Here is a 12,678-nt window from a genome sequence, read left to right as displayed (position 1 = left end):
CGACGGTCGACTCAGAGTCGGAGGGCGAGGATGTTGGCGGTGAGTCCGGCAGCCGTGCCGCACAGGATCACGGTGTCGCCCGCTCCGACACGGCCGCTCTCGAGTGCGCGGGCGAGCATGAACGGCACGGACGACGAGACCATGTTGCCGAACTCTCGCACTTCGTCGATCCGACGGTCGGCGGGGATCCCGAGGCGGTCGAGCATCGGTCCGAGCGCCGCAGACGCCTGGTGGGGAACCCAGAGCGCCACATCGTCGTGCGAGATTCCCGATCCTCGATGAAACGACTCGAAGAACTCGGGGAGCACGCGCATCATCCCCAGCAGCGCTCGGCGCCCGTTCATGTCGAAGAGGTAGTCGGCGGGGTCTCCCGCTGCATAGGCCTGCGCGGGCGATCCCGACAGCCCTCCCCTGATCTCCGTGTCGTGCGCGTACGCGGGCCAGGTGCGCTGAGCGCTGGCGATGACTCCCCTGTCGGGGTCGGCGGAACGGCGCAGCACGACGGCCGCGCCGGCATCGCTGAACAGCTCGAAGCTCTCCCGCTGCTCCGGATTCAGGAACCGCGTGCCGACGTCGCCCGCGAAGACGAGGATCGTCTCATGATCGCCGGCATCGAGATAACGCGAGGCGATGTCCAGAGCCGTGATGAAGCTCGTGCAGGTCGAGTTCACGTCGAAGGCCGCAGCGTGCCCGGTGAGCGTGAGCTTCTCCAGCACGAGTGCGGCCGTGCACGGAATCGGCTGGATCCCGGCGGCCGACGCACCCAGGACGAGGTCGACGCCGTCCGCCGTGATGCCCGCGTGCACGAGCGCCCGCTCGCACGCCTCGGCCAGCATGTCGAGGTGAGACACGTCGTCGTCGATGCGGTACCGCGTCTCGTCGCCGAATCGGACGACGCGCGACGGCAGAGACGTCCCCCATCCCACGATCTCGCAGTTCTTCACCATCTCCGGTCCCCCCATTCCTGCACCACGCGTCGCAGCTTCACGGACCCGTCGCTCACATAGTCGACGAACGTGACGTCGGGCCGCTCGCATCCGAGCCGGTCGGCCAGCGCATGCACCTCGTCTTCGACGAGACGCCGCGATCGATCGTCGCGGGTGTCGAGCCCGATCTGCAGTCGCGACTCGCCGATCTGGGTGATGCGGTAGTCGTCGAAGCCGTCGGCATAGAGCAGGGCGCGAGTGATCACATCGGCGAAGACGGGGATGCTGCGGCCGTCGAGCGACCGGAAGACCAGCGTGTCGCCCTCCCGTCCCTCGATGCGCTCGATCGCCGTGAGCGCGCTGCCGCAGGGACACGGTCGAGTCCGCTGGCGGAGGACGTCGCCGAGCCGATACCGCACGATCGGCTGCGCGCGGCGGCGCAGGTCCGTCACGATCGGCGTGAACCTCTCAGCATCCAGTGCCTCGCGCTCGACCAGGATGTTGTCTTCGTTCAGATGGATCACACCGTGCTCGCAGGTGTGCGCGAGGAATCCCTCGGTGCACTGATACAGCTGGTGCAGAAAAGGCTGACCGAGTGAGGCCGTGATGCGCTTTTCGTCGGCGATCTCGAGCACCTCGGCCACCGAGTACACCCGCTGCGGCACGACGTCGAACGCACCGGCGTCGGCCGCACGTGCGATCAGTCTCAGCACCGACGGCGGAGCGACGAGGATGGTCGGTCGGTACTCCCGCAGCCGGGCGATGTTGTCGTCCATGTCGGCGTAGACGTCGAAGTAGCGGAACGAGACCGCCCGCGATCCGACCGACTCGTACAGACTGTTGTCCGCTCGGAGGAACAGCGCGATCCGATGTCCGAAGAGCGTGCCGCGAGGGAGAGTGCGGGCGAGCACGGTTCCCACCCAGGCATCGCGTTCGGCGCTGCCGACCACGAAGAGGCCGCGGTGGCCGCTGGTGCCGCTCGAGAGGCCGACTGAGTTCGAGCCCAGGTCCGCATCGAAGTCGCGAGAGCGCTCGTTCGCGATCGCCAGCGCGAGTGCCTCGTCCTTGCCCACCCCGACGGTGTTGATCTCGTCGAAGCGACTCATCATGATGCTCTTGTCCATGAGCGGCAGTTCCGAGAACGAGCGCGTCGCGAGAAGGTCGCGGAAGTAGGGCGACCGTCGTCGCAGGAATCTCAGGTGCGAACGCAGCAGGCGCCTCTGACGCCGCTCGATCGCAGCCCGAGTGCGCAATGGCCGCAGCCACCGCACCGCGGCGAACTCGCGCAGGATGCTGAGCTTCGACATCAGCTCAACAGCTCCTTCGCCTCAAGCGGATCATGGCTGCAGATCACGCGGATGCCGGCTGCTGCGAGCTCGCCGAGGCTCCGTGCCGTGGCGGCGTATCGATCCGCATCGTGCTGGACGGCCCGGGGCAGGGCCTTCAGATTCCCGGAGGCGTGGATGAGGTCGCTCCCCCACGCCGCATCACCCGCGAGCAGGACGCGGCGCTCGATCAGCGCGCCGAGGTGTCCGTCGGCATGGCCGGGCAGATCGACCACGAGGTACGAGCCGTCGCCGAGAAGATCGTGAGCGCGCAGAGCGATGCCGCCGACCTCGACGGCGGAGAAGGCATCCTCGGCGATCACGATCCGCTCGACATCCGAGAACCACGTCGGGAACAGCCCGGTGAGCACCCCCGCCCGCAGAGGCGGAGCCGACAGCGTGCGCTGGTGCCCCGCGCTCAGCACGAACGTGGCATGAGGGAATCGACGGACTCCGCCGACGTGGTCCGGATGCAGGTGGGACAGCACGACATGCGTGACGGATGCCGGGTCGACGCCGTCTGCGCGGAGGCGGGCGGCCACATCGTCGACGTCCCGGACGGTCGGAGGAAGGAGGCGTCGGTAGACGGCACCGCGCCAGCCGGTGTGCCACTCTCCCGTCGCATAGCCGGTGTCGAAGAGCACGCGCCGTCCGTCCGCTGCGTCGTACAGGAACACGCCGGAGGGGAACTCGCGCACACCGTGCGGTGCACCGCGGAACATCGCGCCGACGTCATGCGAGGTGCTGCCGCAGACGTAGTGGCGGAGGCGGCCTGTCACGCGTTCTCTCTCAGGTGCGCGGCCACGCCGGCGAGTGCGTCATCGAGCGACACCTCGGGGCGGTATCCGAGCTCCGTCTTCGCACGCGTGATGTCGAGTGTCTGCGAGTACGCGATCGTGCTGAGCGTGTAGCGGGTGAGCGGCGGCTCGGGCCGCCACGGCAGCACCGAGCAGACGCCCTCCAGCACAGTTGCCATGGCCCAGGCCACCCGCCGGTTCATCGGGCGGAACCGCGGGGTCTCCCCCATCCGCTCGAGAAGGATCGTGAGCAGCTCGCGGAAGCGACGCGGGTCGTCGTTGGTGATGTTGTACACCCCGCCCGCGGCATCTCCTCGGGTCAGCGCGAGGCGCAGCGCCGAGGCGACGTTCTCGACGGCCGTGACGTCGATGAGGTTCTCGCCGCCGTCGAAGACCGGCACGCCGATGCGCGCGTGAACGTCGAGGAGTCGGGGCACGAGGCTCGGGTCGCCCAGGCCGATCAGGCCGCGCGGACGCACGATGACGAGCTCTGCGATCGTGCCGCTGTCCAACGCGTCGAGCAGCAGATCCTCGGCGGCGATCTTCGAGCGGATGTAGCCGTTCAGTCGATTGGAGCGATCGACGTCGGGTTCGCGGATGCCGATGCGGTCCCGAGGTGCGGCGTACACGCTGGGAGACGACACATGCACCACCCGGCGCACACGATTGCGACGGGCGAACTCGACGACGTGATCGGTGCCGTCGACGTTCGCCTCGCGGAAGTCCCTCCAGCGCCCCCAGGGAGCCGACAGTGCGGCGCAATGGATCACGGCGTCCACGGGGAGGTCCCGTGTGCGGAGCGACGCCAGATCGCCGGGCACGCGGTGACCTTGGTCGGCGACCCGCTCCAGTGCCTGCTCGTTGCGACCGGCGGCGAAGACCTCGTATCCGTGTCTCTGCAGCTCGGGCACGACGTAGCCGCCGAGGAACCCGCTCGCCCCCGTCACCAGCACACGGGCTCCGGACATGCTCATCACGATAGTCGTCCTATTGTGGTCGAGTGCGCATCGCCATGGTCACCGACTACTACCTGCCCACGCTCGGCGGCGTGCAGACCGTCATCAAGGCGCACAGAGAGGCGCTCGCGCACGCCGGACACGAGGTCTTCGTGTTCGCGCCCCTGGCCGAGTCCAGCGATGACCCGCATGTCGTGCGCCTCCCGACCGCTCGAGGCTTCGCACCGGATGGCTACCCGTTCGCGTGGACCCCCTCCGCCGTGGCGGCGGCGCTCACCGAGGATCTGCGCTCGCGCGGGGTCGACATCGTCCACGTGCACACCGAGATGTTCGCAGCGCTGGGAGGTTTCGAAGCCGCGAAAACTCTCGGCCTGCCGGTCGTGCAGACCATGCACGGGCGCATCGACGTCTACACCCGCTCCGTGCTGCCGTTGCCCTCGATCACGACAGCACTGCTCGCGACCATGCACCGCCGCCGCATGAGCCACGAAGGTGCGGCGGTCGCCAGCAGCGCGCCGTATGCGCAGACGCGTGCGGCACGGAGCATGTGGCGACTGATGGTCAGCCAGGCGAATCACGCCGATCAGGTCATCGTGCCCTCGGCGCACTTCGCGGCGAAGCTCTCGGCTCAGGGTGTGCGAACGCCTCTCACCGTGCTCTCGAACGGACTGGAGGCGACGGTGCTCGACGAAGTCGGCGCTCCCCCGCCGCGCACCCTCGACCCCGCAGAGCCTCTTCGGGTGGTGTGGTGCGGCAGACTCTCGCCCGAGAAACGCCCTGAGGTCTTCGTCGATGCGGTGAGACAGGTCTCCGGCATCCGAGCCGAGATGTTCGGAGACGGCGTGGCCAGACGTCGTGTCGCCGCGGCATCAGCCGGCATGGTTGCGGGCCGGCTCACCGTGCACGGCGGCGTCGCCCAATCGCGCGTGCTCGAGGGGATGCGGGACGCTCACGTGCTGGTGTCGAGTTCTCTCGACTTCGACAATCAGCCGATGGTGATCCTCGAGGGGATCGCCTCGGGCCTGCCGGTGATCGTCACGGATCCGGATCTCGCCGAGATGCTGCCCGACGGCGGCGGGGTCGTCACCCGAACCCCGGATGCCGAGGGTCTGGCGGCCGCGATCCGAGAGTTGCGCGACGATCCTGCGCGGCTCACGCTGATGAGCGCGGCCGCGATCGCTCATCGTGAGCGAGTCGCTCAGGACACCCACCGAGACGCACTGCTGGACGTCTATCGAGCCGCCCTGGCCATGAAGCGCTGACGCTCAGGCGTCGATGGATTCGCGCGAGAGCCGGTCGGACGATTCGATGATGAACTCGCGACGGGGTGCGACCTCGTTGCCCATCAGCAGCTCGAAGACGCGGCCGGCGGCCTCGGCATCCTCCATGCGCACGCGGCGCAGCAGGCGTCCGCCACGATCCATGGTGGTGGTGGCGAGCTGCTCCGCGTCCATCTCGCCGAGTCCCTTGTAACGCTGGATCGGCTCATGCCAGCGCTTGCCCGACTTGCGGAGTTTCGCGAGCAGCGCGTGCATCTCCTGCTCGCTGTAGGTGTAGATCGTCTCGTTGGGCTTGGAACCCGGGTTCATCACGATCACACGGTGCAGCGGAGGCACAGCGGCGAACACGCGACCGTGCTCGATGAGCGGACGCATGTACCGGTAGAACAGCGTGAGCAGCAGCGTGCGGATGTGCGCGCCGTCGACATCCGCGTCGCTCATCAGGATCACCTTGCCGTACCGAGCGGCGTCGATGTCGAAGCTGCGCCCGGAGCCCGCGCCGATCACCTGGATGATCGAGGCGCACTCGGCGTTGGAGAGCATGTCGCCCACCGACGCCTTCTGCACGTTGAGGATCTTGCCGCGGATCGGCAGCAGCGCCTGGAACTCGCTGTTGCGGGCGTTCTTCGCGGTGCCGAGAGCGGAGTCGCCCTCGACGATGAACAGCTCGCTGCGCTCGACCTCGTTGGTGCGGCAGTCGACCAGCTTGGTCGGAAGCGTCGACGACTCGAGGGCGTTCTTGCGCCGCTGGGTCTCTTTGTGAGCTCGCGCAGAGACCCGAGCCTTCATCTCGGCGACGACCTTGTCGAGCAGCTGCGTCGCCTGGCTCTTGTCGTCGCGCTTGGTCGAGCTGAACCGGGCAGCGAGGTCCTTGCGCAGCACCTGGGCGACGATCTGGCGCACGGCCGGGGTGCCGAGCACCTCTTTGGTCTGCCCTTCGAACTGCGGCTCTGGCACGTTCACCGTGAGCACCGCGGTCAGCCCCGCGAGCACGTCGTCCTTCTCGAGCTTGTCGTTGCTGCCGACCTTCAGCCGCCGGGCGTTCTGCTCGACCTGAGCCCTGAGAACCTTGAGCAGCTCCTGCTCGAAGCCCTGGTTGTGGGTGCCGCCCTTGGGCGTGGAGATGATGTTGACGAACGAACGGGTCGTCGTGTCGTAGCCCGTTCCCCACCGCATCGCGATGTCGACAGCGCAGACTCGTTCGACCTCGGTCGCGATCATGTGACCGTCGGCCTGCAGAACCGGAACGGTCTCCTTGAATGTGCCCTCGCCCTGAATGCGCCAGGTGTCGGTGACGGGTGCATCGTTCGCGAGGTACTCGACGAACTCCGAGATGCCGCCGTCGTAGCGGTAGGAGGTCTCGATGGGCTGCCCCTCGACCTCCGAGCCGTTGGCCGCGCGCTCATCGCGGATCACCAGCTCCAGCCCCGGCACGAGGAAGGCGGTCTGGCGCGCCCGCGTCACCAGCTCCGTGAGCTGGAATGCGGCGTCCTTGGTGAAGATCTGATGGTCCGCCCAGTAGCGGATTCGGGTGCCGCTCGTGCCGCGAGGTGCCTTGCCGACCACCCGCAGCTCGCTCTTGTCCCGGAACGGCGTGAACGGGGCGTCCGGCCGCTTCTCGCCCTTGTCGGCGAAGAGTCCTGGCTCGCCGCGATGGAACGACATGGCGTAGGTCTTGCCGCCGCGGTCGACCTCGACGTCGAGGCGCTCGGAGAGGGCGTTGACCACAGAGGCTCCGACACCGTGCAGACCGCCGGATGCCGCGTACGACCCGCCGCCGAACTTTCCGCCGGCATGCAGCTTCGTGAAGACCACCTCGACGCCGGTCAAGCCGGTGCGCGGCTCGACATCGACGGGGATCCCTCGGCCGGTGTCGTGCACCTCGACACTGCCGTCGTCGTGCAGGATGATGTCGATCTTCGAGCCGTTGCCCGCGACGGCCTCGTCGACGGCGTTATCGATGATCTCCCAGAGGCAGTGCATCAGGCCCGGGGATCCGTTCGAACCGATGTACATACCGGGACGCTTGCGGACGGCCTCGAGCCCTTCGAGCACCTGGAGATGATGGGCGGAATACTCGGCGGTCACAATCTCCGAGTCTATTCGCGATGCCCCGGCTGAAGCCGCAGACACTCCCCGCGACCCCTTACTAGGAGCCTGAGCGTACGCGCTGAGCGAAACACGCCGCAAACCGGGCATGCATACAGCGTCAGCGTGGTTGTATTGAACACGCCCAACCAGCGAACCCGACACTCAAGGAGGCACCGTGATGAACGCAACGACCGAACGTGAGACCTCCGCCGTCGAGTTCCGCCTGACCGCTATGGATCGCTGTGATTCGTGTGGCGCTCAGGCCTACATCGCCGCCGAGGTCAACGGCTCCGAACTCCTCTTCTGCGCCCACCACGGACGCAAGTACGAAGAGAAGCTCCGCAGCATCGCAACGAGCTGGCACGACGAGACCGCTCGCCTGATCGACTGATCAGCTGCGGTCTGATCCGCCTCGGAGCCCGTCATATGACGGGCTCCGCATTCGTTAAGGCGTGCTGACCCGTCGGACGCGAGCGGTGAGCCTGGTGAGGATCTCCTCACCGACGGTGTCGATGCGCTCGGCGAGGGTCGTCGCGCTCGACTCACCATGCTCCCCCGCGCCGAACACCCATACCGAGTCGCCGAGCCGCATTCCCGGCCACCCCTCGACCATCGAGGTCGTCGCGTCGATGCGCAGAAGCTCGCGAGCTCCAGCGGGGGTGCCGACTCCGGCCCCTGCCAAGGTCGACGGAATGCCATCGAAAGCGCCGATGCCCACCACGGCGTTCCCGTCGACGGTGTCGACGACCGTCGCCGTGAGTTCCGCGACCGGTGTCACCCCCGCGAGCTCCGGGCCATCGGCCGAGCGGACGCCGTAGCAGAACGCTCCGATCCGCGACACCGAACCGCGAAGCTCGGGGCGCCACCAGGACGCGGCGGATGCCGTCAGGTGCAGCGCCTCGGGTGTCGAGCCCGACTGCTCCGCCACGCGCACGGCGTCGAGGAACAGATTCTGCGCTTCGTCGTCCTCGTGATCGCTCGCCTCGGCGAGATGGCTCCAGATGCCCACGAGCTGCAGGTGCCCTGTAGCCTCACCCGCGCGCACATCGGCGATGGTGCGGTCCCACTCAGCCGGAAGCAGACCGTTGCGGTGCAGTCCGGTGTCGATCTTCAGGTGGATCCGCGCCCGCACTCCGCGTCGCGCCGCCATGGCCGTGATGCGCGCCAGGTACTCCGCTGATCCGACGCCCAGGTCGATGCGTGCACGCAGTGCTTCGTCGACCTCGTCATCAGTCGAGGTGGCCCAGGCGAAGATCCGTCCGGCGTCACCCAGCACGCGCCGGGTCTCGACGCCGCTGCGGACGTCGTACGCGCCGTACCACTCGATGCCCATCGCCTTCGCGGCCTCCACGGCCCAGCGAAGACCGTGACCGTAGGCGTCGTCCTTGAGCACGATCATCAGCGCCGACGGAGCGATGCGATCACGCACGGCGCTGATGTTCGACCGGAACCGGTCGGTGTCGACGCGCAGCTCGGGTCGACTCATGCCTCCCACCCCCGTTCCGCATGGGAGCCCGCGACGGTGACGAGTTCGGCGATCGTGAGTCCTGTCACCTCACCCCACCTCGCCAGGCCGGGAGCGGCAGGACCGCCCCCTCCGAAATAGGTCGCGTCTGCTCCGGGGGCGACGGCGTCTGACCCCTGCAGATCGATCACGCAGACGTCCATCGCGACACGCCCGATGATCGGACGCTGCACGCCGTCGATCTCGACGTGGGCGGCATTGCCCAGAGCGCGGACGATCCCCTGCGCGTATCCGCCGGTCACCAGTGCGGCAGTCGTATCGCGCGTCGCTCGATGCGTGTAGCCGTACGAGACCGCGTCTCCGGCTGTGAGCGGCTTGGTCGAGAGCACTCTGCCGACCAGACGCATCACGGGCCTCGTGCGCAGCGTTCCGTCGGGGTCGGGCAGTCCGTAGAGCAGGAACGGGTCGATGTCGGGTGCGCCGTCGGTCACCGCGTCGATGCCCTCGAGCGCCAGCGCCTCCGCCTCCGCGGCGAAGTCGACCCGCACGGCGGTCGCGCCGGCCGCGACGACGGCGTGTGCGACAGCGAGCACTCCGTGCCCCCAGGCATCTCGGCGAAGGTCGGCCACGCGACCCCCGGCGGCGACGGCGGCAGCGGATGCGGCCGCCAGCGCCGACCGCGAGATCATCGCGCGCGGGCGGGAGCTCGATGTCTTCTCACACACGTTTCCAGCCTAGCTCCGCCTTCTCAGGATGCCCTGCGCCCCCACCGTAGACTGGAGGGGACCCCGACCTTGGAGATCCATGTCACGCTTTTCCCCCGTGCCCCGCGTCCGCTATCTGCTGGCGCGTGCCCGCCGCATCGACGTCGCCTCGGTCATCGAGCGGGCGAAAGAGGCGTCATCTCAGCATGGCAAGGCCGTGCCGCTCGTGGTCGTCGACATGCTGTGGTCTGCCGGGCGTCACAACGTCGGGTTCCAGGACTACATCGACTACGACTTCGCGATCCTCACCAAGGCGGAGCGCGACACGTTCATGACCCACCCGGTGTCGAACGAGATCTCGCAGAAGTACGACCACCCGGACTATCGTCACCTCTTCCACGACAAGGCGGAGTTCAACGCCGTCTTCGACGCCTTCCTCAAGCGCGAGTGGATGCTCATCACCGAGGGCAACGCCGACGAGCTGCGTGACTTCACCGAGCGCCAGGGCACGATCGTCGTCAAAGAGACGCACGGGCAGGCAGGCACCGGCGTGCACCGCTATCACGCCGCCGATGTCACCGATTGGGACGCGTTCCACGCCGAGCTCCTCTCGAAGAAGCAGGTTCTCGTCGAAGAGGTCATCCGCCAGCACGCCGACCTCGCTGCCGTCTGCCCCGGCACCGTCAACACCACGCGCATCACCGCCTTCTTCGATGGCGAGAAGACGCACATCCTCGCGATGGCTCAGAAGTTCGGACGCGGCGCGGTGAGCGACCAGATGAGCTTCGGCGGCTTCTACACGATGCTCGACGAGAGCGGTCACTCGGTGGGCTCCGGATACGACTCGCACGGTCACGTGCACGTCACGCACCCGGACTCCGGCTTCCCGATCGCCGACTTCCAGCTGCCCATGATGGATGAGGTCCGCGAGTTCGTGGATCAGGTGGCTCGCGTCGTGCCGCAGGTCCAGTACGTCGGCTGGGATGTCGTCGTCACCCCCGACGGTCCTGTTCTGGTCGAGGGCAACTGGGGCGCCGGCGTCTACGAGAACAAGCCGAGCGTCACCGGGATCCGCACCGGACACAAGCCGCACTACCAGGCCGCGATCGGCTTCTGACCGCGCGACAGACACGAAGAAGGCCCGGATGCTGAGCATCCGGGCCTTCTTGCTGTGACGGGTGAGTCGCGGCGCGGTCAGACCTCGCGGACGATGCCCATGGGCGTCGACTGCGTCGCCTGTCCGAGCGGATTGTCGCCGAGGATCTGGACGAGCCGACGCTCGCCCGACTTGTCGAGCGTCGAACCGAGGATGTTGCCGCCGATGTCGTTGATGTCGACGACAGCCACCTCGAGGTCTCCGCCGAGCATCTTCTTCAGACGCGCGGCGACCTCGCGCGGGTTCTTCGGGCCGAGCACGACCGCCTGGTTGTACGGCGGGATCGTGTTCTTCGTCGGACCGTCGATCGCGCGCGCCTTGTCGCCGGCGATGCGATAGAAGTCGCCACGGCGGCCGAAGGCCTTGGTGATGACCGAGACGCCGGCCGCGAACAGGATCCTCAGGGTGCCGCACTCGCGCAGCGCCATCTCCATGGTCTCGGGCATTCCGAGGCCGATGCCGTAGGAGGTGCGCACGACGTATCGCGAGAGGAAGCGCGCGAGAGGCCGCGGCGAGATCTCGTCGAGCCGGTAAGACCGGCCCTGCGTGATCGCGACGATCTTTTCGGTCACGAACAGCAGGTCGCCCGGCTGCACCGCATCCTTCGCATACTCCATGACGACCGAATCGAGGTCGTCATTCGGCATGACGACGCGCGTCCGCAGCGGGATGCGCGCGTAGCTCTTGCCGTCGACGCTCGCCTCGAGCGCTTTGCCCTCGTTCGCCTGCATCACTCGAGGTAGTCCCGCAGCGACTGCGAGCGGCTCGGGTGGCGCAGCTTCGCCATCGTCTTCGACTCGATCTGGCGGATGCGCTCACGCGTCACGCCGAACGTGTCACCGATCTGGTCGAGTGTCTTGGGCTGTCCGTCGCCGAGTCCGAAGCGCATCCGGATGACTCCGGCCTCGCGCTCGGACAGCGAGTCGAGCAGCTGCTCGAGCTGACGCTGCAGCATCGTGAAGCCCACGGCGTCGGCCGGGACCACGGCCTCGGTGTCCTCGATGAGGTCACCGAACTCGCTGTCGCCGTCTTCACCGAGCGGAGTGTGCAGGGAGATCGGCTCGCGACCGTACTTCTGGACCTCGACGACCTTCTCGGGCGTCATGTCCAGCTCCCGGCTGAGCTCTTCAGGCGTGGGTTCGCGACCCAGGTCCTGCAGCATCTGGCGCTGCACACGGGCCAGCTTGTTGATGACCTCGACCATGTGCACCGGGATGCGGATGGTGCGGGCCTGGTCGGCCATGGCGCGGGTGATCGCCTGACGGATCCACCAGGTGGCATACGTCGAGAACTTGAAGCCCTTGGTGTAGTCGAACTTCTCGACCGCGCGGATCAGACCGAGGTTGCCCTCCTGGATCAGATCCAGGAACTGCATGCCGCGACCGGTGTAGCGCTTGGCGAGAGAGACGACGAGACGCAGGTTCGCACCGAGCAGGTGGCTCTTCGCGCGCTGGCCGTCACGGGCGACCCACTGCAGGTCGAGTCCGAGCTGGCTGGCCTTCTCGGCGGCCGTCATCGTGGAGAGCTTCTCCTCGGCGAACAGGCCGGCCTCGATGCGCATCGCGAGCTCGACCTCTTCGGCCGCGTTCAGCAGGGCGACCTTTCCGATCTGCTTCAGGTAGTCCTTGACAGGGTCGGCGGTCGCGCCGGTGATCTGCGTCGAGTAGACGGGCACGTCTTCGTCGTCGTTCGACGAGATGACGATGGCACCGGTCGGCAGAGGCTCGGTGAACTTGGGCTTCGAGTCCTCGTCGTCCTCGTCGGGCTCTGCGGCGGGAGGAGTCTCGTCGTCTTCGACGATGTCTTCGGCCTTCTTCTTCTTCGCGGGCGCGCGCTTAGCGGCGGCCCGCTGCGCTGCCGTCTTGGGGGCCGGCTTCTCAGCCGCCTCCTCGACGGGAGCGTCGACCTCGGGAGCGTCGGCGGTCTTCTTCGTCCGGGTCTTCTTCGTCGTGGCAGGAGTCACGTTTCGCCTTTCACG

Annotated in this window: 12 protein-coding genes; 3 read left to right on the top strand and 9 right to left on the bottom strand. The window is 67.6% G+C overall.

The genetic code is table 11. The features are described 5' to 3' along the window. Positions 1-11 precede the first annotated feature (11 nt). From RQG82_RS00155 to RQG82_RS00140, 4 genes are read right to left on the bottom strand one after another with little or no spacing between them, the layout of a single operon-like run. Positions 12-947, bottom strand: coding sequence for a 3-oxoacyl-ACP synthase III family protein (locus RQG82_RS00155; RefSeq protein WP_311257130.1), 936 nt, complete (start codon positions 945-947; stop codon positions 12-14). Next, entirely contained in the window at positions 941-2,233 is a 1,293-nt protein-coding gene (locus RQG82_RS00150) for a F390 synthetase-related protein (protein WP_311257129.1), read from the bottom strand. The genes RQG82_RS00155 and RQG82_RS00150 overlap by 7 nt, the downstream gene beginning before the upstream one ends. Next, entirely contained in the window at positions 2,233-3,030 is a 798-nt protein-coding gene (locus RQG82_RS00145) for an MBL fold metallo-hydrolase (protein ID WP_311257128.1), read from the bottom strand. Before RQG82_RS00145 ends, RQG82_RS00150 begins: the two co-directional genes overlap by 1 nt. Next, entirely contained in the window at positions 3,027-4,016 is a 990-nt protein-coding gene (locus RQG82_RS00140) for an NAD(P)-dependent oxidoreductase (RefSeq protein ID WP_311257127.1), read from the bottom strand. The genes RQG82_RS00145 and RQG82_RS00140 overlap by 4 nt, the downstream gene beginning before the upstream one ends. A gap of 32 nt (positions 4,017-4,048) precedes the next feature. Here RQG82_RS00140 and RQG82_RS00135 point away from each other — a divergent pair, with 32 nt between their 5' ends. Further along, positions 4,049-5,266 carry a glycosyltransferase gene (locus RQG82_RS00135; protein WP_311257126.1) on the top strand — a complete coding sequence of 406 codons (1,218 nt, stop codon included), beginning with the start codon at positions 4,049-4,051 and terminating at the stop codon, positions 5,264-5,266. Between the two features lie 3 nt (positions 5,267-5,269). Here RQG82_RS00135 and RQG82_RS00130 read toward each other — a convergent pair whose 3' ends face one another. Further along, a complete protein-coding gene (locus RQG82_RS00130) occupies positions 5,270-7,372 on the bottom strand; it encodes a type IIA DNA topoisomerase subunit B (RefSeq protein WP_396653528.1) in 2,103 nt (700 codons plus the stop codon). 181 nt (positions 7,373-7,553) lie between these two features. Between RQG82_RS00130 and RQG82_RS00125 the strand changes: the two genes are divergently transcribed. Further along, entirely contained in the window at positions 7,554-7,766 is a 213-nt protein-coding gene (locus tag RQG82_RS00125) for a hypothetical protein (protein ID WP_042540282.1), read from the top strand. Positions 7,767-7,820: 54 nt separating this feature from the next. Here RQG82_RS00125 and RQG82_RS00120 read toward each other — a convergent pair whose 3' ends face one another. Then, positions 7,821-8,861, bottom strand: a complete 1,041-nt coding sequence (locus tag RQG82_RS00120) for an alanine racemase (protein WP_311257125.1) — start codon at positions 8,859-8,861, stop codon at positions 7,821-7,823. Continuing rightward, positions 8,858-9,565, bottom strand: coding sequence for an alanine racemase C-terminal domain-containing protein (locus RQG82_RS00115; RefSeq protein ID WP_311257124.1), 708 nt, complete (start codon positions 9,563-9,565; stop codon positions 8,858-8,860). The genes RQG82_RS00120 and RQG82_RS00115 overlap by 4 nt, the downstream gene beginning before the upstream one ends. 79 nt (positions 9,566-9,644) lie before the next feature. Between RQG82_RS00115 and RQG82_RS00110 the strand changes: the two genes are divergently transcribed. Further along, positions 9,645-10,661: a sugar-transfer associated ATP-grasp domain-containing protein gene (locus RQG82_RS00110; RefSeq protein WP_311257123.1), complete on the top strand. Its 1,017-nt coding sequence runs from the start codon at positions 9,645-9,647 to the stop codon at positions 10,659-10,661. Positions 10,662-10,738: 77 nt separating this feature from the next. On the opposite strand, the gene RQG82_RS00105 is transcribed toward RQG82_RS00110, so the two are convergent. Together RQG82_RS00105 and RQG82_RS00100 are read right to left on the bottom strand one after the other, a co-directional pair. Then, complete coding sequence (locus RQG82_RS00105; RefSeq protein ID WP_311257786.1) at positions 10,739-11,431, bottom strand: coenzyme F420-0:L-glutamate ligase; 693 nt, start codon at positions 11,429-11,431, stop codon at positions 10,739-10,741. Continuing rightward, positions 11,431-12,663, bottom strand: coding sequence for an RNA polymerase sigma factor (locus RQG82_RS00100; RefSeq protein WP_042540194.1), 1,233 nt, complete (start codon positions 12,661-12,663; stop codon positions 11,431-11,433). The genes RQG82_RS00105 and RQG82_RS00100 overlap by 1 nt, the downstream gene beginning before the upstream one ends. Positions 12,664-12,678: the final 15 nt, after the last annotated feature.

Origin of the sequence: Microbacterium sp. WCS2018Hpa-9 (assembly GCF_031843745.1) — a bacterium.
In the GTDB taxonomy this organism is placed as follows: domain Bacteria; phylum Actinomycetota; class Actinomycetes; order Actinomycetales; family Microbacteriaceae; genus Microbacterium.
Note: the sequence above shows the minus strand (reverse complement) of the source record. Positions and strands in the feature narration are given on the sequence as shown.

What these genes read in the sequence shown, in the direction of transcription:
- RQG82_RS00110 (WP_311257123.1), top strand. Translation starts at nt 9,645, where the DNA reads ATGTCACGCTTTTCCCCCGTGCCCCGCGTCCGCTATCTGCTGGCGCGT.
- RQG82_RS00150 (WP_311257129.1), bottom strand. Translation starts at nt 2,233, where the DNA reads ATGTCGAAGCTCAGCATCCTGCGCGAGTTCGCCGCGGTGCGGTGGCTG.
- RQG82_RS00120 (WP_311257125.1), bottom strand. Translation starts at nt 8,861, where the DNA reads ATGAGTCGACCCGAGCTGCGCGTCGACACCGACCGGTTCCGGTCGAAC.
- RQG82_RS00125 (WP_042540282.1), top strand. Translation starts at nt 7,554, where the DNA reads ATGAACGCAACGACCGAACGTGAGACCTCCGCCGTCGAGTTCCGCCTG.
- RQG82_RS00105 (WP_311257786.1), bottom strand. Translation starts at nt 11,431, where the DNA reads ATGCAGGCGAACGAGGGCAAAGCGCTCGAGGCGAGCGTCGACGGCAAG.
- RQG82_RS00140 (WP_311257127.1), bottom strand. Translation starts at nt 4,016, where the DNA reads ATGTCCGGAGCCCGTGTGCTGGTGACGGGGGCGAGCGGGTTCCTCGGC.
- RQG82_RS00155 (WP_311257130.1), bottom strand. Translation starts at nt 947, where the DNA reads ATGGTGAAGAACTGCGAGATCGTGGGATGGGGGACGTCTCTGCCGTCG.